General features: G+C 73.8%; 14 protein-coding genes and 1 pseudogene. 9 read left to right on the forward strand and 6 right to left on the reverse strand.

Going from position 1 to position 16913, the window contains the following annotated elements:
• The first annotated feature begins 205 nt into the window (after nucleotides 1–205).
• The gene (locus ACIRPK_RS20075) at nucleotides 206–949 is read left to right on the forward strand and encodes an alpha/beta hydrolase (RefSeq protein WP_403040593.1); all 744 of its coding nucleotides are present in this window, start codon (nucleotides 206–208) and stop codon (nucleotides 947–949) included.
• A 13-nt stretch (nucleotides 950–962) separates the two neighbouring features.
• Here the strand turns inward: ACIRPK_RS20075 and ACIRPK_RS20080 are convergent, their stop codons facing one another.
• The 4 genes from ACIRPK_RS20080 to ACIRPK_RS20095 form a co-directional block, all read right to left on the reverse strand.
• On the reverse strand, nucleotides 963–1559 hold the full coding sequence (locus ACIRPK_RS20080) for a nucleoside triphosphate pyrophosphatase (RefSeq protein WP_403040594.1): 597 nt from the start codon (nucleotides 1557–1559) through the stop codon (nucleotides 963–965).
• Nucleotides 1560–1868: 309 nt separating this feature from the next.
• Nucleotides 1869–1994, reverse strand: a complete 126-nt coding sequence (mmpB, locus tag ACIRPK_RS20085; protein WP_403040595.1) for a morphogenic membrane protein MmpB — start codon at nucleotides 1992–1994, stop codon at nucleotides 1869–1871.
• A gap of 54 nt (nucleotides 1995–2048) precedes the next feature.
• Nucleotides 2049–2270, reverse strand: a complete 222-nt coding sequence (locus ACIRPK_RS20090) for an acyl-CoA carboxylase subunit epsilon (RefSeq protein ID WP_403040596.1) — start codon at nucleotides 2268–2270, stop codon at nucleotides 2049–2051.
• A gap of 25 nt (nucleotides 2271–2295) precedes the next feature.
• Nucleotides 2296–3888, reverse strand: coding sequence for an acyl-CoA carboxylase subunit beta (locus ACIRPK_RS20095; protein ID WP_403040597.1), 1593 nt, complete (start codon nucleotides 3886–3888; stop codon nucleotides 2296–2298).
• A gap of 281 nt (nucleotides 3889–4169) precedes the next feature.
• Between ACIRPK_RS20095 and ACIRPK_RS20100 the strand changes: the two genes are divergently transcribed.
• The 7 genes and pseudogenes from ACIRPK_RS20100 (at nucleotide 4170) to ACIRPK_RS20130 (ending at nucleotide 13690) form a co-directional block, all read left to right on the forward strand.
• Nucleotides 4170–4604, forward strand: coding sequence for a DUF1348 family protein (locus ACIRPK_RS20100; RefSeq protein ID WP_403040598.1), 435 nt, complete (start codon nucleotides 4170–4172; stop codon nucleotides 4602–4604).
• Nucleotides 4605–4674: 70 nt separating this feature from the next.
• On the forward strand, nucleotides 4675–5535 hold the full coding sequence (locus tag ACIRPK_RS20105) for a biotin--[acetyl-CoA-carboxylase] ligase (RefSeq protein ID WP_403040655.1): 861 nt from the start codon (nucleotides 4675–4677) through the stop codon (nucleotides 5533–5535).
• A gap of 156 nt (nucleotides 5536–5691) precedes the next feature.
• Nucleotides 5692–6801 (forward strand): adenylate/guanylate cyclase domain-containing protein, encoded by a 1110-nt coding sequence (locus tag ACIRPK_RS20110; RefSeq protein ID WP_403040599.1) that lies wholly within the window; start codon nucleotides 5692–5694, stop codon nucleotides 6799–6801.
• Between the two features lie 151 nt (nucleotides 6802–6952).
• Nucleotides 6953–8176, forward strand: a pseudogene (locus ACIRPK_RS20115) (diguanylate cyclase domain-containing protein); the annotation flags it as partial.
• A 694-nt stretch (nucleotides 8177–8870) separates the two neighbouring features.
• Complete coding sequence (locus tag ACIRPK_RS20120; protein WP_403040600.1) at nucleotides 8871–9206, forward strand: hypothetical protein; 336 nt, start codon at nucleotides 8871–8873, stop codon at nucleotides 9204–9206.
• A 202-nt stretch (nucleotides 9207–9408) separates the two neighbouring features.
• Entirely contained in the window at nucleotides 9409–12459 is a 3051-nt protein-coding gene (locus tag ACIRPK_RS20125; protein WP_403040601.1) for an amino acid adenylation domain-containing protein, read from the forward strand.
• On the forward strand, nucleotides 12452–13690 hold the full coding sequence (locus ACIRPK_RS20130; RefSeq protein ID WP_403040602.1) for a cytochrome P450: 1239 nt from the start codon (nucleotides 12452–12454) through the stop codon (nucleotides 13688–13690). The genes ACIRPK_RS20125 and ACIRPK_RS20130 overlap by 8 nt, the downstream gene beginning before the upstream one ends.
• Nucleotides 13691–13848: 158 nt before the next feature.
• Here the strand turns inward: ACIRPK_RS20130 and ACIRPK_RS20135 are convergent, their stop codons facing one another.
• A complete protein-coding gene (locus ACIRPK_RS20135; protein WP_403040603.1) occupies nucleotides 13849–14718 on the reverse strand; it encodes a MurR/RpiR family transcriptional regulator in 870 nt (289 codons plus the stop codon).
• Between the two features lie 192 nt (nucleotides 14719–14910).
• Between ACIRPK_RS20135 and ACIRPK_RS20140 the strand changes: the two genes are divergently transcribed.
• Nucleotides 14911–15309: a hypothetical protein gene (locus ACIRPK_RS20140; protein ID WP_403040604.1), complete on the forward strand. Its 399-nt coding sequence runs from the start codon at nucleotides 14911–14913 to the stop codon at nucleotides 15307–15309.
• A gap of 27 nt (nucleotides 15310–15336) precedes the next feature.
• On the opposite strand, the gene hutH is transcribed toward ACIRPK_RS20140, so the two are convergent.
• Nucleotides 15337–16911, reverse strand: a complete 1575-nt coding sequence (gene hutH / locus ACIRPK_RS20145) for a histidine ammonia-lyase (RefSeq protein WP_403040605.1) — start codon at nucleotides 16909–16911, stop codon at nucleotides 15337–15339.
• Nucleotides 16912–16913 lie beyond the last annotated feature (2 nt).

Below are 16913 nucleotides of genomic sequence, written 5' to 3' on the forward strand. Positions count from 1 at the left end.
CCGGTGAGGGTGGCTCCGGGTAACAGATGTACGGGCCAGGATCTGTCCGGATCAGCACGACGGGAACGGAGGCGGAGGCTCCGGTTCGGCCGGTGTCCAACCGTGATGGTCTGGACCATTGACGACGATTCCCCTTGATCCCTAGCGTTTCGGGCGACGGTCGCCGCCCGGCGCCCGTCGTCAACTCGACGGGGGAGTCGAAGAGATGAAGATCCGTACGGTCGTGCCCGCAGTCGGCGCGCTGGCCGCCACCCTGCTGCTCGCGGGCTGCGGCAGCGACGGCCAGGGCGTGGCCGCGCCGTCGTCCGCCCCGAAGGCCGCCGACTACGGCTGCCTGCCGCAGGACCGGGCCGACAAGGGCTCGTTCGGGCTCGACAGCGTGGCGAAGCGGGACGCCTACTACCAGGACTCGGACGCCGGCCGGGCCAAGGTCGCGGTGGTGTTCTCGCACGAGAACGGCGACACCCTCTGCGACTGGATCCCGTTCGTCGAGGACTTCACCAAGGCCGGGTACGCGACCCTGGCCTACACCTCGGCCGGTGACCTGCCGCTGGACATCGAGGCGGCCGCGAAGTACCTCAAGGCCAAGGGCGTGGAGCGGGTGGTCCTGGTGGGCGCCTCCAAGGGCGGCACCGGCTCGCTGGCCGCCGCCGCGGTCCCCGGCACGCTCCCGGTGGCGGCCGTGGTCACCCTCAGCGCGCCCACCTACTTCGGCAGTTGGAACGGGGTGGAGGCGATCGCCAGGATCAAGGCACCACTGTTCGTCGCCGCCCAGGAGAACGACCAGCCGTTCGCCGAGAACGCCGCCGAGCTGGCGAAGGCGGCCACCGCCCCGGTCAAGGAGCTGAAGATCTACCAGGGCAGCAGCCACGGCGCCCGGCTGCTCCCGCAGGGCACCGCCAAGGCCGACCTGCTCGCCTTCCTGGCGAAGAACGCACCGAGCAGCTAGGCCCGGCGGGGGCTCAGCTCCAGAGGTCGGTGATCCGGACGTCGAGGTCGGCCAGCAGCCGTCGCAGCAGCGGCAGCGACAGGCCGATCACGTTGCCCGGGTCACCGTCGATGCCGTCGACGAACGGCGCCGAGCGGCCGTCCAGGGTGAACGCCCCGGCCACGTGCAGCGGTTCGCCGGTGGCGATGTAGGCGGCCAGTTCGGCGTCGTCCGGGGTGCCGAACCTGACGGTGGTCGAGGCGGTCGCCGAGGACTCCTTGCCGGTCGCGGTGTCGATCACGCAGTGGCCGGTCTGCAGGATGCCCTCGCGACCGCGCATCGCCTGCCAGCGGGCCAGCGCGTCGGCCGGGTCGGTGGGCTTGCCGAGCGCCCGCCCGTCCAGCTCCAGCACCGAGTCGCAGCCGACCACCAGCTGACCGCCGGTCAACCCGCCCGCCACCGCCCGGGCCTTGGCCTCGGCCAGCACCAGCGCGAGCTCGGCGGGGGTGGGCGCGCTCAGGGCGTCCTCGTCCACCCCGCTCACGATCACCTGCGGGTCGAGGCCCGCCTGCCGCAGCAGCCCCAGCCGGGCGGGGGAGGCGGAGGCGAGGACGAGTACGCGGTTGCTCATGTGCAAACCATAGACGGCCGCACTCCGGGCAGGCGCTCAGCGGTCGACTACCCAGGGGCTCGGGGGCTGCGCTGTAGGTAGGCGCTCAGCGGTCGACTACCCAGGGGCTCGGGGAACTGCGAGGAGATCTGGCGTGCGGGTCACTGCGAAAGTGCCTGACCACCTACGCATGCGTGACCTTTTCCGAGGCCGGCGTCGCAGTTCCCCGAGCCCCTGACTCTTCCGAAGCGCCTGCCGAAAAGTCGGCGGAGCCGCACATCAGCGGAGCCCCGAGCCCCTGGTGGTGCACCTCGTGGCAAACGGCACCGCTCACAGCAGGAGCAGGACGCCCATCAGCAGGGCGAGGAGCGCGAGCATCAGCCCGGCCCGTCGCAGCATTCGCTGGGCGCGACGGGCCTCGGCCGATGTTTCGTCCCGGGGGTCTGACCAGAGCACCCTCTCAGGGTGCGCCGGGGACCACCCGGAACGCTTGAGTACGGATACTCAACCTCAGCCGGCCCACCCGGAGGTGCGCCAGACGTTCAGGCCGGGCTTAGGCGTGTGCCGCATCCGCCGGGCCCGGTCGTTCCACGCGGAGGCCGGGCCACCACCGGCGCGGCGGGCCGCCGTTGCGGCGGCTTGCGTGGCGGCGGCCCGGGCTGAGACCACCGCCAGGACGGTGGCCAGCTCCTCGGGGGTCGGCTGCCCGTGCAGCACCTGAATCGGAGTCATAGCTCAATCATCTCCCCGTGAACGCCTAGAGCGGAATGTTGCCGTGCTTCTTCGGCGGCAGGACCTCGCGCTTGCCGCGCAGCGCCCGCAGGCCCCGGACGATGTGCCGACGGGTCTCGCTCGGCGCGATCACCGCGTCCACGTAGCCGCGCTCGGCGGCCAGGTAGGGGTTGAGCAGGGTGTCCTCGTACTCGGCGACCAGTTCGGCGCGGCGGGCGTCGACGTCCTCGCCCGCCTTGGCGGCCTCGGCCAGCTCGCGGCGGTAGACGATGTTCGCGGCGCCCTGGGCGCCCATCACCGCGATCTGCGCGGTCGGCCAGGCCAGGTTGAGGTCGGCGCCGAGGTGCTTGGAACCCATCACGTCGTACGCGCCGCCGAAGGCCTTCCGGGTGATCACGGTGATCATCGGGACGGTCGCCTCGGCGTACGCGTAGATCAGCTTGGCGCCGCGCCGGATGATGCCGTTCCACTCCTGCTCGGTGCCGGGCAGGAAGCCGGGGACGTCCACGAAGGTCAGCACCGGGATGTTGAAGGCGTCGCAGGTGCGGATGAACCGGGCGGCCTTCTCGCTGGCGTTGATGTCCAGGCAGCCGGCCAGGTCCATCGGCTGGTTGCCGACCACGCCGACCGGGTGGCCCTCGACCCGGCCGAAGCCGGTGAGGATGTTGCCCGCGTACAGCGGCTGGGTCTCCAGGAACTCGCCGTCGTCGAGGACGTGCTCGATCACCTTGTGCATGTCGTACGGCTGGTTCGCCGAGTCGGGCACCAGGGCGTCGAGTTCGAGGTCCTCGTCGGTGACCGAGAGGTCGGCCTCCTCGGGGAAGGCCGGCGGCTCGGAGAGGTTGTTGGAGGGCAGGTAGGAGAGCAGGCTCTTGACGTACTCGACCGCCTCCTTCTCGTCCGCCGCGAGGTAGTGCGCGTTGCCGGACTTGGCGTTGTGGGTGCGGGCGCCGCCCAGCTCCTCCATGCCGACGTCCTCGCCGGTGACGGTCTTGATCACGTCGGGGCCGGTGATGAACATGTGCGAGGTCTGGTCGGCCATCACCACGAAGTCGGTGATCGCGGGGGAGTAGACGGCGCCGCCCGCGCACGGGCCCATGATCAGCGAGATCTGCGGGATGACGCCCGAGGCGTGCACGTTGCGGCGGAAGATCTCGCCGTACAGGCCGAGCGAGACCACGCCCTCCTGGATCCGGGCGCCGCCGGAGTCGTTGATGCCGATCACCGGGCAGCCGGTCTTCAGCGCGAAGTCCATCACCTTGACGATCTTCTCGCCGAACACCTCGCCGAGCGAGCCGCCGAAGACGGTGAAGTCCTGGGCGAAGACCGCGACCTGACGGCCGTCCACGGTGCCGTAGCCGGTCACCACGCCGTCGCCGTACGGCCGGTTCCGCTCCTGGCCGAAGTTGACCGAGCGGTGCCGGGCGAACTCGTCGAACTCCACGAAGGAGTCCTCGTCCAGCAGCTCCTGGACCCGCTCACGGGCCGTCAGCTTGCCCTTGGCGTGCTGCTTCTCGACGGCTGCGGCGGAGCCGGAGTGCACGGCCTCGTCGATCCTGCGGCGCAGGTCGGCGAGTTTGCCGGCGGTGGTGTGCGGGTCGTGCGACGCCTCGGTCATCCGGTCGGCTCTCCCTGATCCATCGGCCGCTCCCGGGTGCATGACTGCGTGAGGGCAGGTGCGGCGCTGCGAACTACCGCTGGGTAGCGTAGCCAGCCAGCGGGCGTTCCGGTTATGGCCAGCGACACAGTGCACTCGGGCGTGTTCCTGCGGCAGCATGGTGCGGCTCACGGCCGGGTGGGCCGGGGCCGGGCCCGATCCGGGGCTATAACCTCTATGATGACGAGTAAGGGTTAGGGTGGAGTCGTTCGGTCTTCCGCCGCGACCCGTGAGGATCCGTCATGTCCGCTGCCCGGCCCCCGCTGCCGCCGTTCACCGCCGAGAGTGCCGCCGCCAAGGTCAGGGCGGCCGAGGACGCCTGGAACTCCCGTGACCCGGAGCGGGTGGCACTGGCCTACACACCCGACTCGGTCTGGCGCAACCGCGACGAGTTCCTCACCGGACGGGCGGAGATCGTCGCGTTCCTCACCCGGAAGTGGGCGAAGGAACAGGAGTACGCGCTGCGCAAGGAGCTGTGGGCGTACACCGGCAACCGGATCTCGGTGCGGTTCACCTACGAGTGGCGCGACGGAGCCGGCCAGTGGTGGCGCAGCCACGGCAACGAGCAGTGGGAGTTCGCCGAGGACGGGCTGATGAGCCGTCGGGAGGCGAGCATCAACGACCTGCCGATCACCGAGGCGGAACGCGGCATCCTCGGGCCGCGCGAAGCCGGTTGAGCCGGTGGCCGGTCGGTACGCTGGCCCGGTGACCGAGAGCGCCGAGAACCCCCGCCCCCGCCGCAGTGGTCTGCGTGGCTTCGGCCACGACGGGCCGTCCCCCTGGACCGACCTGGAGCGGCCGCCGCTCGACCAGGCCGCGTTGCAGCGGGACCTGGTGACCCCGGGCGGGCTGTGGACCTCGTTGGAGGTGCTGGCCGAGACCGGTTCGACCAACACCGACCTGGCGGCCCGGGCCCGGTCGGGCGCCGCCGAGGGCGCGGTGCTGGTGGCCGAGGAGCAGACGGCCGGCCGGGGCCGGCTGGAGCGGCAGTGGTCGGCGCCCGCGCGCTCCGGGCTCTTCCTCTCCCTGCTGCTGCGGCCGAAGGACATCCCGATCGAGCGGTACGGCTGGCTGCCGATCCTGGTCGGCGTGGCGGCCGCGGCCACCCTGAGCCGGGTGGCCGGGGTGGACACCGGTCTGAAGTGGCCGAACGACCTCCAGGTCACCGTGGGCGGGGCCGAGCGGAAGCTCGGCGGCATCCTGACCGAGCTGAGCGACGGCGCGGTGGTGGTCGGACTCGGTGTCAACGTCTCGCTGCGGGAGGACGAGCTCCCGGTGCCGACCGCGACCTCGCTGGCGCTGGCCGGGGCCGAGGTGACCGACCGGGAGACCCTGCTGCGGTCGCTGCTGCGCGAGTTCGCCGAGCTGTACGGCGAGTGGGTGGCCGCCGCGGGTGACCCGCAGGCGAGCGGGCTGCTGCCCGCGTACGCCGCCCGGTGCACCACCCTGGGCCGCCAGGTGAAGGTCCAACTCCCGGGCGACCGGGAGCTGTTGGGCGAGGCAGTGGCGATCGACGGGGACGGCCGGCTGGTGGTCAGGACGGCCGACGGCAGCCGCAGGCCGGTGGCCGCCGGGGACGTCGTGCACGTACGGCCGCAGGCGCTCTGAAACCGTCCGGCTCGTGGACGGGGGAGCGTCCGGCCCGTGGTCGGCTCTCCGGCGGATGCCCCGGATCGGGGGATTCCGTGCGACGATTCCACCTGGCAGCGGTGTGAGGCGCACCACTACCCGCGTGGTGGTCGGTCGCCCCCGGACAGGCAGGACATGAGGCAAGTGCGGCAACCGCACGGGGACGGACCGGTGGAACGCGCAGGCGGCGGTGACGAGGAGCCGGACCACGACGGCCGGACGGTCGCGCTGGACCTGGAGCGCCTGATCCTCGACGCACCGCGCAGATACACGCCGTACCAGGCCGCCCGGGCCGCCGACGTGCCGATGGAGCTGGCCACCCGGTTCTGGCGGGCGATGGGATTCCCCGACATCGGCCAGTCCCGCGCGCTCACCGACGGCGACGTGATCGCGCTCCGCCGACTGGCCGGTCTGGTCGAGTCCGGCCTGCTCAGCGAGTCGATGGCGATCCAGGTGGCCCGCTCCACCGGCCAGACCACGGCCCGGCTGGCGGGCTGGCAGATGGACACCTTCCTGGACAACCTGACCCAGGCCGTCGAGCCCGGGCTGACCAGGGCCGAGGTGGCCTACCCGCTGGTCGAGCTGCTGCTGCCGGAGCTGGAGCAGTTCCTGGTGTACGTCTGGCGGCGTCAACTCGCCGCCGTCACCGGTCGGGTGGTGCAGGCCGCCGAGGACACCGAGATCACCAGCGGTCGGCTCGCGGTCGGCTTCGCGGATCTGGTCGGCTTCACCCGGCTGTCCCGGCGGCTGGAGGAGGAGGAGCTCGGCGAGCTGGTGGAGAGCTTCGAGAACACCTGCTCCGACCTGATCGCCGGTCACGGCGGCCGGGTGGTGAAGACCCTCGGCGACGAGATCCTGTACGTCTCGGAGGACCCGGCCACCGCCGCCGAGATCGCGCTGAGCCTGGTCGAGGCGCTGGCCGACGAGGAGAACATCCCGGCGCTGCGGGTCGGCATGGCGTTCGGCACCGTGACCTCCCGGATGGGCGACGTCTTCGGCACCACGGTCAACCTGGCCAGCCGGCTGACCTCGATCGCGCCCAAGGACGCCGTGCTGCTGGACGGCGAGTTCGCGGCCGCGCTGGAGGGCAGCGGCGCCGCCGAGCCCTCCGGGGAGCCGGACGGCACCGAGAAGGCCGGGCCGCACCGCTTCCACCTGCAGCCGATGTGGCGCCGCCCGGTCCGCGGCCTGGGGCTGGTCGAACCGTGGCTGCTCACCCGGATCGGGCGCACCCACCTGCCGTAATGCGGGGCGCCCGGGCACCGGATTCCCCCGGGTCCACCCCGAAAGCTCCCCGACAAAACAGACAAACTCTCAACAATGCGTCATAACCTTGGGGTAGAGCGGGCAGATCAACCTGCACCAGGGACGAGGCGAGCCGGTGAGCGAGGCGACCATGGCGGAGTGCGTACAGGCACCGTCGACGGACCGGCGGTTGCGCGCGGTGGTCGAGCTGGCCCAGGACATGGCGGGCGCGCTGACCCCGCTGGAGGCGGTCCGGGCGGCCGCCGTCCGGGCCACCACCGCGCTCGGCGCGACGATGGCGGCGGTCTCGGTCTGGGACCGCGAGTCCGGCCGGCTGCGGGTGCTGGTCAACCACGGCGACCTGGCGGCGGGGGAGGAGGAACTCCCCGAGGACGAGTCCTACCCGGTGGCCGACTTCCCGGAGATCGTCACCTACCTGGAGGAGCACTGGACCACCGGGCGCTTGCCGCGCGCCTGGGTGCAGACCGCCGAGAGCACCGAGTCGCACGTCCCGCACGCGCATCCCGGTGCGGGCGCGTTCTGCCAGCAGCGCGCCGCCGGTCTGCGCCGGCGCGGCCGGGAGTGCTGCCTGGTCGCGCCGATCGTGCTGCACGGCCAGGCCTGGGGCGAGCTCTACCTGGCCCGCACGCTCGGGCTCGCCGTCTTCAGCGACTCCGACGCCGAGTACGCCACCCTGCTGGCCGCCCAAATCTCGGCCGGTCTGGCCGCCACCGAACGCCTGGCCGACCTGCGCCGGCTGGCCTTCACCGACCCGCTCACCGGCCTGGCCAACCGCCGTGCGGTGGACGCCCGGCTGGAGGGCGCCCTGCAGGCGCACAACCGGGACGGCACCGTGGTCTCGCTGGTGGTCTGCGACGTCAACGGCCTCAAGCGGGTGAACGACCGGCTCGGGCACGAGGTCGGCGACCGGCTGCTGGAACGATTCGCCCACCAGCTCTCGCTGGCCGCCGCCCGGCTCCCCGGGTCGCTCGCCGCCCGGCTCGGCGGCGACGAGTTCTGCCTGCTCGCGGAGGGCCAGAAGGCCGACGAGGTGGTCGCGGTGGCCGAGGAGCTGTGCGCCCGCGCGCTCCAGCTGGCCGACGGCGAGGGCGTCGCCTGCGGGGTCGCCTCCACCGGTGACTCGATCGGCCCGGTGACCACCCCCGACCGGCTGTTCCGGCTCGCCGACGCCGCGCAGTACCGGGCCAAGGGTGCCCGGTCCGCGCACCCGGTGGTGGCCGGGCGCAGCCACGGTCCTGGCTTCTCGCCCGACCCCACGGTGCTGCTCGCCGACGCGGCCGACCCGCACCACCGTGCCGACGGCCGCCCGCGCCCCGGCCGGATCGGCGCCGCCGACCGCCGCCGGTTCCGCGGCGCCGCGCACAGCGCGGACCCGGGCCAGTTGCTCACCGTGGTGCTCGGCGCCCTGGACCGGAGCGGGGCCGGCCGGGCCAGCCACCCCGCCGACACCATCAGCCGGCTCGCCGTGGTCGCCGAGACCGCGGCCCGGCTGCTGGACGCGGTCGGCTGGTGGATCTCGTACGTGCCGCCCGGCTCGCAGTTCATGCGCACCTCCAGGCACGCGGTCTACCGGATGACCAGCGGTCCGACCAGCACGGGTGCGGAGACCCAGCGGGCCCAGATCGAGGCGCCCGACGCGGTCTTCGACCTCGGTCACTACCCGCTGACCCGCCGGACGGTGCGCGGCGGGGCGTTCGCGCTGCGCGCCGGGGCGGCCGGGAACGACCCGGCCGAGGAGGCGATGATGATGGTCAGCGGCTACAAGGCGATGGTCGCGGCGGGTGGTGGCAACGCGGCGGGCGGCTGGCTGCTGGAGCTCTTCGCGGACGAAGCCACCCTGCCGTTCGGGCAGATCGCCCCTGCCCTCCGCTCGCTGGTGGCGGTGGCGCTGGCCGGGCCCGCCTCGCCGCCGCCGTGAGCGGTCCGGCCGCGGTCGTCACAGCTCAGGTACAAGGCTGTCGCGGCGGCCCGCGCTCTGCCACAGTGGGCGGCGACGCCGGCCGGAGGGGCCTGGGCGGGAACGAGGTACGGGGAACATGCGGACACGAATGGCTGCCACACTGCTCACGCTGACGCTCGCCTTCGGCGGGCTGACCGCCACCACCGCCAGTGCCGGCGACGCGAGCGTGCAGCCGCGGAACAGCCTGACCCTGACGGCCGTTCAGGGGGCGCAGCCGAGCGACGCCGTGCTGGTGGTCGCCGCCCCCGCGGTGACCCGGACGGTCGCGACCACCGAGCTGGCCAAGTCGAAGTCCAAGAGCAAGAAGAAGAAGGGCCTGTCGGTCGTCGGCATCCTGATCATCCTGGTGCTGCTCGGCCTGCTGGCCGCCGCGGTGATCCTGGTGGTGCTGGCGATGAAGCGGCGCGGCAAGGACCGGCACTGACCTGACGCCTGGGTCGCGGCGCTGCGACCCCGGCGGGTACGGGGGCCGACCTGGCAGAGTGCGGCTCCGCCCCCTGGTCCGGGCACCCCGTCCGACCTGCGCTTCTCCCCGCGCACCGCAGGTGGCCGACCGATCGTCAGGCCCGTCCGCCCCGCCCTACGCTCCCGGCGTCCGGGGCATGGTGGCGGAGGGGAGCGACTCGATGACGACGGTGGCAGCGGAGACGGAGCCGTACGGCCGGTCACTGGCCGAGCTGTTCGCGGTGCAGGTGCGCAGACAGCCGGAGCGGTGCGCGGTCGAGGGGCCCGAGCTGCGGTACACGTACGCCGAACTCGGCGTGCTGGCCGAGCGGTTCGCCCGTGGCCTGGCGGCCGCCGGGGTGGGCCGGGGCGCGGTGGTCGGGGTGCTGGGGCAGCGTGGTCCCGAGGCCTGCGCGGCGCTGCTCGGCGTGGCGTACGCCGGGGCGAGCTACCTGCCGCTGGACGCCGCGCTGCCGCCCGAGCGGCTGCACGGCATGCTGGCCGACGCCGGTGCGGTGGCGGTGGTCCGGCTGCCGGAGGCCGGGCGGCTGGCCGGCGCGGCGGTGCCGGTGCTGCGCTACCGGGAGGTGCTGGCGGCGGGCGAGGCGGCGGGTGACGGACCGTTCGAGCTGCCTGGGCCGGAGGCAGCGGCGTACGTGATGTTCACCTCCGGCACCACCGGCCGGCCCAAGGCGGTGGCGGTGCCGCAGCGCGGGGTGGCCCGGCTCTCGGTGGCCAACGGCTTCTTCGCCCCCGAGCCGGCGGACCGGGTGCTGCACGCCGCGACGCTCTCCTTCGACGCCTCGGTGCTGGAGTTCTGGCCGACCCTGCTGAACGGTGCCTGCCTGGTGCCGGTGCCCTCCGAAGTGCTGCTGTCCGCACCGGAGTTGCACCGGGTGGTGCGGGAGCGGGGGATCACCGCGCTGTTCCTCACCACCAGCATCTTCCACCGGATCGCCGAGGAGCGGCCGGAGACCTTCGCCGGGCTGCGCTACGTCCTGACCGGCGGCGAGGCCCTGCGGGCGGACGCCGCCCGGCGGGTGCTCCGGCTCGGGCGTCCGCAGCACCTGGTGAACGCCTACGGGCCGACCGAGGCGGCCTGCGTGGCCACCGCCCACCTGGTCGCCGAGGTACCGGCGGAGGCGACCGGGGTGCCGATCGGCCGCCCGATCGCCGACACCGTCTGCCGGGTCCTGCGCGCGGACGGCGGCCCGGCCGAGGTGGGTGAGGAGGGCGAGCTCCACCTCGGTGGCGGCGGCATCGCCACCGGCTACCTGAACAACCCCGAGGAGAGCGCCCGCCGGTTCCGCACCCTGGTGCTCGACGGTGTGCCCCAACTGTTCTACCGCACGGGTGACTTCGTGGTCCGCCGGGTGGACGGCGGGCTGGAGTTCCGGGGCCGCAGGGACGACCAGGTCAAGGTGCGCGGCTTCCGGATCGAACCGGAGGAGGTCCGCCGGGCGCTGACCACCCACCCCGACGTGACCGACGCCGCGCTGCTGGCCCGCGCCGACGGCACCACCCGGCAGCTGGCCGCCTACGTCGCCGTCCGGCCCGGATCGGCGCCCACCGCAACGGAGTTGCGGGCCCACCTGGCCGAGCGGCTGCCCGCCTTCATGGTCCCGGCCACCGTCACGGTGCTGGACCGGCTGCCGCTGGCCCCGAACGGCAAGGTGGACCGGGCCGCGCTGCCCGAGCCGGCCCGGGCCGCCGGGCCGGACCGGCCGGAGTCCGGGGCCGAGTCGGTGGCCGGGACCGTGGCCCGGATCTGGGCCGCGGTGCTGCCCGCAGCCAGCGCCGAACCGGCGGAGGACTTCTTCGCGGCCGGCGGCAGCTCGCTGCTGGCCGTCCAACTGGTGGCCCGGGTGCAGCAGGAGCTGGGCATCAGCGACCTGCACAACTACCAGCTGGTCACCGAGCTGCTCGGCGAACCGGTGCTCGGGGCTTTCGGCGCGGCCGTGGCGGAGCTGGTCCGCACCGCCGCCGCCGAGCCGCCGGCCGCCCCGGCCGACCGCTGGCGGCCCGACCTGAGCTGGGACCGGCCCCGGATCGGCACCGCCGCGCCCCGGCCGGGCTGGCGCACCCCGCACCACGTCTTCCTCACCGGCGCCACCGGCTTCTTCGGCGCCTACCTGCTGCGCGAACTGCTCGACCGGACGGACGCGGACGTGCACGCCCTGGTCCGGGCCCGCGACACCGACCACGCCCACCACCGCCTCGCCGAGGCCCAGCTCCGGTACGGCATCGACCGGCCGCTGCCCGCCCACCGGGTCCGCCCGGTGCTCGGCGACCTGGCCAAGCCGGGGCTCGGCCTGAGCGAGCTGGAGTGGGACTACCAGGCCGGTGGCGCCGACGTGATCCACCACTGCGGGGCGGAGGTCAACTTCCTCTACCCGTACGAGAAGCTGCGGGCCGCCAACGTGCACGGCACCCAGGAGATCATCCGGCTGGCGGCCGCCCGGGCCGTCCCGCTGCACCACGTCTCCACCGTCGCGGTGGTGCACGGGATGGGGGCGGCGGGCGTCCGGGAGGTCACCGAGACCACCCCGCTCGACCACGTCGAACTGCTGTCGATGGGCTACACGGAGAGCAAGTGGGTGGCCGAGGAGCTGGTCCGGGGCGCCGCCCGGGCCGGGCTGCCCGCCGTGGTGCACCGCCCGTATGAGCTGTCCGGGGACACCACCGGGCACACCTGGAACAGCGCCGCCGCGCTCTGCGAGTTCTTCAAGGTGATCGTCGAGCTGCGGCTGGCCCCGGAGTTGGACCTGCCGCTCAACCTGGTGCCGGTCGACTTCGCGGCCGGGGCGGTGGTCCACCTGGCGACCCGTCAGCCGGCCGTGGGGCAGACCTACCACCTGATCAACCCGCGCGAGGCGATGCTCGGCGACCTGGTGGAGCGGCTGCGCGCGTACGGGCACCCGGTCCGCACCATCGGCTACCACGCCTGGGTGGACGCCCTGTTGGACCATCTCGCGGACCGTCCGGACCACCCGTTCGCGCCGTTCGCCCCGCTGTTCACCACCGAGGCCGCCGGGGGTGGCATGACCGTCGAGGAGCTCGCCGGCACCCGGTACTCGCCCCGGCTGGACCGGTCCGGGATCGAACGGGACCTGGCGGGCAGCGGTCTGGTCTGCCCGCCGGTCGACGCCGCGCTGCTGGACCGCTACCTGGACTACTTCCACGCCTCCGGCTTCCTGCCGGCCCCGCTCGCCGAGGAGGCCGTCGGTGTCTGAACTCCCTTACGCGCAGCCGGTGTCCGACCTCTCCGACCCCCGAGCCTTCCTGCCGGAACCGCCGTACCGGCTCTGGGCCGAGCAGCGCCGGGCGGGCCGGCTGCCCCGGCAGGAGCGGGACGGCGCCCCGGCGTTCCACTCGGTGACCCGCTACCGCGACATCGACGCCGTGCTCCGGGACTCCGCCGGCTACAGCTCCGAGTGGGGCATGACGCTGGACACCTCGCTCGGCGAACCCGACCCGGCCGCCGGGCGGATGATCGAGCTGACCGACCCGCCGCGCCACCAGCGGCTGCGCCGGCTGGTCAGCAGCGGGCTGACCCGGTCGGCCACCCGCACCATGGACGGCCTGCTCCGGGACCGGGTCGAGCACTGGGTGGAGCGGGCGGTCCGGGCCGGCGAGACGGACTTCGTCGGTGCGGTCGCCGCCCGGGTGCCGTCCGCCGGGGCCGGGCTGCTGCTCGGCCTGCCCGAGCGGGAGTGGGCCGTCCTGGCCGACCGGGCGAGCCGGGCGGTCTGCGGCTCGCTCGGCGGCGACGACCCGGGGGCCGGCGACCTGACGGTCCGTCGGCGGTCCACCGCGACCGCCAACGGTCAGCTGCTGATCCACCTGGCCGGACTGCTCGACCACGCCGAGCTGGCCGAGGACGGGCTGATCCGCCGCCTGCTGGACGCCGAGCTGGACGGTGACCGGCTGACCCGGGAGGAGGTGCTGCTGAACTGCCTCAACCTGGCGATCGGCGGCAACGAGACCACCAAGAACGCCACCGCCGCCGGCCTGGCCGCGTTCGCCGCCCACCCCGAGCAGTGGCAGTGGCTGCGCCGCCACCCCGAGCACGTGGACCGGGCGATCGAGGAGGTGCTGCGCTGGACCACACCCCCGCTGCACCTGACCCGGACGGTGCTGCGCCCCACCCGGCTGGGCGGCACCTCGCTGGCGCCCGGCGAGCTGGTCTGCCTCTGGCTGCCGTCGGCCAACCGCGACCAGGAGGTGTTCCCCGACCCGGACGAGTTCCGGGTCGACCGGGCGGTCAACCCGCACCTCTCCTTCACCAGCGGACGGCACTTCTGCCTGGGGGCCGCGCTGGCCCGCAGTCAACTGCGGCTGGTGCTGGAGGCGTTGCTGGCCCGGGTCGACAGCATCACCCTGCTCGGGGAGCCGGCCCGGCGGGCCTCCAACTTCGTGGCCGCCTACGACACCCTGCCGGTGGCCCTGGTGGCGGCCGCCTAGCGCCGTGCCCGGCAAGGTTCACCCCGTCGCGCCGTCCGGCACGCACTCTCGCCGCACCGGTCAAGGCCCGAGCAGGGCCGCCGCGCGTGGCCTTCGTACGGCCCGCCGAGAGCACGACGCGACGGGGCAGCCCTTGCCGGGTACGGCACCAGCGGGCGTTACTCGAGGAAGAGCCCGCGGGCGGCGGCGGACTGCTCGATCGACTCCAGCCGGGCCTCGGCCCCCGGGATGAAGTCGCACATGGTCTGCAGCAACACCCGCCCGAGCATCATCGGCGCGCAGGCGGTGTCGAAGACCAGCCCGGTGCCGACGGCGGCCGGCAGCAGCAGGTCGGAGAGCTTGGCCACCGGGGCGAAGGCGCTGTCGGCCACCGTCAGCACGGTCAACCCGCAGTCCCGGGCGACCGTCAGAGCCTCCATCAGCTCCTTGGGATAGCGCGGCAGGGCGAAGCAGAGCAGGGCCGAGGCCCCGGCGGCGACCGCCTGCTCCAGCCGGTCGGCCAGCATCGAGCCGCCCTCGTCGAGCAGCCGGACGTCGGGGTGCACCTTGCCGGCGAAGTACGCGAAGCCGCGGGCCTGCGCGGAGGCGGCCCGCAGCCCGAGCACGGGCAGCGGCCGGGAGGCGGCCAGCAGCCGGGCGGCCCGGACGATCGGCTCGGGGTCGGCGAGCAGCTCGGCGAGGTGGCGCAGGTGGGCGATCTCGGCGAGCACGGCCTGCTGGTGCTCGTTGCGGACCACGTCCGCGTGCGACTCGGGGGCGGTCGGCTCGCCCGCGCCGAGCTCGCGGAGCTGCTTGCGCAGGGCGGGGTAGCCGTCGAAGCCGAGGGCGACCGCGAACCGGGTGACCGAGGGCTGGCTGACCCCCGCCAGTTCGGCCACCTCGACGCTGGACAGGAACGGGGCCTCGGCGGCGTGCTTGACCAGGGAGTGCGCGATCCGGCGCTGGGTCGGGGTGAGCCGGTGGCCCTCGAAGAGCTGGAGCAGCCGGGCGGAGGGGCCGACCGTACCGGTGTCGTCCGTGGCGGTCATCAGCGCTTCCTCCGGGCAGGTCGGGCGGTGCTCGGGACGACTGTGCAGCAGTCCCGCGATGCGGGCAACGAGGTATCGAACAGTGGGATGAGCGGATCGCTCTCAGGGTGACCCTGATTTACCCCTGAACCGTCCCGGAAACCGTGGACCCCGAGTGGACCCCGTGGTGGCCGGAACGACAGGATGGCCGGTATGAACAGTCGCCAGGACGATCTGAAGCAGGACCTCGATGCGGCTCTGCAGACCCGCAAGGAGCTGGGCAAGGAGTACGAGGCGGAGATCGTCGACTCCTTCCTGACCCGGTTGGACGCACGGATCGACGCGCAGGTCGACCAGCGGGTGGCCGACGGGCTCGCCCAGCACGGGGTGGGCGACGGGCGGCGCGGCGGCCGGGGCGGCTGGTCCTCCGCCGGGCGGCTGCCGGTGGTCTCCCTGGTGCTGGCCATCCCGCTGACCGGGATCGCTGCCGGGGCCAACCTGACCGGGATGATCGTCTGCTGGGCGGGCATCGTCGGCGTCAACGTCGCGGCGGCGGTCGGTGCCCGCGCCGAGCAGCGCAACGCCCGTCCGGGCCGGGGCGACTGGAACTGACGTCCGGTCACCCCGGCCCGAGGTGCACTACGCCAGCGGGCCGGTGACCTGCTCGACCGCGGTGACCAGCTCGCCGGTGGCGACCAGCGCGGCGGCGGCCTCCAGGTCGGGCGAGAGGAAGCGGTCGCGCCCGGCGCCGCCGACCCCGGCGGCGCGGGCGGTGGCCAGCGCGGCGGCGGTGGCGGGGGCCAGCGGGCCGCTGCCGTTGTCGAGCCGGATCTCCAGCGCGCGGGCCGAGGCGGTCAGTTCGACGGCCAGGATGCGGCCGAGGTTCTCCACCGACTGACGCAGCTTGCGGGCGGCGGACCAGCCCATCGAGACGTGGTCCTCCTGCATCGCGGAGGACGGGATCGAGTCCACCGAGGCCGGGACGGCGAGCCGCTTGTTCTCGCTGACCAGGGCGGCCTGGGTGTACTGGGCGATCATCAGGCCGGAGTCCACGCCCGGGTCGTCGGCCAGGAAGGCCGGCAGGCCGTGCGAGCGGGCCTTGTCCAGCAGCCGGTCGGTGCGGCGCTCGGAGATCGAGCCCAGGTCGGCGGCGGCGATGGCCAGGAAGTCCAGCACGTACGCGACCGGGGCGCCGTGGAAGTTGCCGTTCGACTCGACCCGGCCGTCCGGCAGCACCACCGGGTTGTCGACCGAGGCGGCCAGCTCGCGGGAGGCGACCAGCGCGGCGTGCGCCAGGGTGTCCCGGCCGGCGCCGGCCACCTGCGGGGCGCAGCGGATCGAGTACGCGTCCTGGACCCGGGGCGCGTCGTCCTGGTGATGGCCCGTCAGGGCGGAGCCCTTGAGCACGGCGAGCATGTTGGCGGCGGACAGCGCCTGGCCCGGGTGCGGGCGGATCGGGCCGTGCAGCTCGGGGGCGAGCACCTTGTCGGTGCCGAGCAGCGCCTCCAGCGACATCGCGGCGGTGATGTCGGCGGTGGTGAACAGGCGGGCCAGGTCGGCCAGCGCCATCACCAGCATGCCGAGCATGCCGTCGGTGCCGTTGATGAGGGCCAGGCCCTCCTTCTCCAGCAGCTCGATCGGCTCGATGCCGGCCTCGGCGAGCAGCTCGCCGGCGTCCCGCTCGACCCCGTCCGGGCCGAACGCGGTGCCCTCGCCCATCAGCGCGAGCGCGCAGTGCGACAGCGGTGCCAGGTCGCCGGAGCAGCCGAGCGAGCCGAACTCCCGGACCACCGGGGTGATCCCGGCGTTCAGCAGGGCGGCCATGGTCTGCGCGACCAGCGGGCGGACCCCGGTGCGGCCGGAGGCCAGCGTCTTCATCCGCAGGAAGATCAGCGCGCGGACCACCTCGCGCTCCACCACCGGGCCCATGCCGGCGGCGTGCGAGCGCACCAGTGAGCGCTGCAGCTGGGCCCGCAGTTCGGGGCTGATGTGCCGGACGGCGAGCGCCCCGAAGCCGGTCGAGATGCCGTACACCGGGCGCGGCTCGGCGGCCAGCGCGTCGATCCTGGCCCGGGCGGTCGCCATCTCGGCGAGCGCGTCGGGGCCGATCTCGACCCGGGAGTTGCCGCGCGCGACGGCGATCACGTCCTCCGCACTGACGTCGGCCTTGCCGACCAGGACCAGCGGAGCGTCGGGGTCCACAGCACTGTGCATAT

The organism is Kitasatospora sp. NPDC101801, assembly GCF_044766665.1.
Classification (GTDB): Bacteria; Actinomycetota; Actinomycetes; order Streptomycetales; family Streptomycetaceae; genus Kitasatospora.

Coding starts and splice junctions, on each gene's coding strand:
- ACIRPK_RS20075 (WP_403040593.1), top strand. CDS start 206: ATGAAGATCCGTACGGTCGTGCCCGCAGTCGGCGCGCTGGCCGCCACC.
- ACIRPK_RS20080 (WP_403040594.1), bottom strand. CDS start 1,559: ATGAGCAACCGCGTACTCGTCCTCGCCTCCGCCTCCCCCGCCCGGCTG.
- ACIRPK_RS20090 (WP_403040596.1), bottom strand. CDS start 2,270: ATGACTCCGATTCAGGTGCTGCACGGGCAGCCGACCCCCGAGGAGCTG.
- ACIRPK_RS20095 (WP_403040597.1), bottom strand. CDS start 3,888: ATGACCGAGGCGTCGCACGACCCGCACACCACCGCCGGCAAACTCGCC.
- ACIRPK_RS20100 (WP_403040598.1), top strand. CDS start 4,170: ATGTCCGCTGCCCGGCCCCCGCTGCCGCCGTTCACCGCCGAGAGTGCC.
- ACIRPK_RS20110 (WP_403040599.1), top strand. CDS start 5,692: ATGAGGCAAGTGCGGCAACCGCACGGGGACGGACCGGTGGAACGCGCA.
- ACIRPK_RS20120 (WP_403040600.1), top strand. CDS start 8,871: ATGGCTGCCACACTGCTCACGCTGACGCTCGCCTTCGGCGGGCTGACC.
- ACIRPK_RS20125 (WP_403040601.1), top strand. CDS start 9,409: ATGACGACGGTGGCAGCGGAGACGGAGCCGTACGGCCGGTCACTGGCC.
- ACIRPK_RS20135 (WP_403040603.1), bottom strand. CDS start 14,718: ATGACCGCCACGGACGACACCGGTACGGTCGGCCCCTCCGCCCGGCTG.
- ACIRPK_RS20140 (WP_403040604.1), top strand. CDS start 14,911: ATGAACAGTCGCCAGGACGATCTGAAGCAGGACCTCGATGCGGCTCTG.
- hutH (WP_403040605.1), bottom strand. CDS start 16,911: ATGCACAGTGCTGTGGACCCCGACGCTCCGCTGGTCCTGGTCGGCAAG.